Source organism: Mycobacterium scrofulaceum (assembly GCF_001667885.1).
GTDB classification, from domain to species: Bacteria; Actinomycetota; Actinomycetes; order Mycobacteriales; family Mycobacteriaceae; genus Mycobacterium; species Mycobacterium scrofulaceum_C.
Map to the genome: position 1 here is coordinate 1 of NZ_LZJW01000063.1, position 711 is coordinate 711.

Annotated in this window: 2 pseudogenes; one reads left to right on the forward strand and one right to left on the reverse strand. The window is 69.1% G+C overall.

What is annotated here, in order from left to right:
* A pseudogene (locus tag A5681_RS09450) lies at positions 1 to 388 on the forward strand (hypothetical protein); the annotation flags it as partial.
* A gap of 4 nt (positions 389 to 392) precedes the next feature.
* On the opposite strand, the pseudogene A5681_RS09455 reads toward A5681_RS09450, so the two are convergent.
* Positions 393 to 711, reverse strand: a pseudogene (locus tag A5681_RS09455) (hypothetical protein); the annotation flags it as partial.

The following is a 711-nucleotide window of genomic DNA, read 5'->3' on the forward strand; positions in this document are numbered from 1 at the left end:
GTCCGACGGCGGGGAGAACAAGCCGTCCAATCCCAGCGACCCGCACGACGGGGCCTACACGGCGGCGCGGCTGGCCCGGGACGAGGGCGTGCCCATCTCGACGATCTCGTTCGGCACCAAGACCGGCGAGATCGAGATGGACGGGCAGCGCGTCGCCGTCCCGGTCTCGACGGACCAGATGAAGACCATCGCCAAGCTTTCCGGCGGGCAGTCCTACACCGCCAGCAACATCGCCGAGCTCAACAAGAGCTACAACGCGATCGAGAAGGACATCGGCTATCGCACCGTGGCGGGGCCGGGCAGCGCCGGGTGGCTGCGCCTGGGCGTGATCACCGCCCTGATCGCGACGGCGTTGGCGCTGCTGATCAACCGGCGGCTGCCGGTCTGATCGCTCAGGACGGCAGCCGGCGGTTCAGGAACAGGCCGGCCAGGATCGCGCTCGCCAAGGCGACCGCCCCCAGCAGCATCCAGGCCAGGCTGGCATCGCCCTTGACGGTTTCGTAGCCGATCTGGCGCTGCAGGGTCGAGTAGACGTTCTTCAGCGACTCCAGGCTGTCGGCGTGGAACGCCTGGCCGTCGGTGATCTCGCAGATCTTCTGCAGCGTCTGGTCGTCGACGGGAACCGGGATGGTGGCGCCCTCGTCCCGGGCCAGCCGCGCCGCCGTGTAGGCCCCGTCGTGCGGGTCGCTGGGATTGGACGGCTTGTTCTCC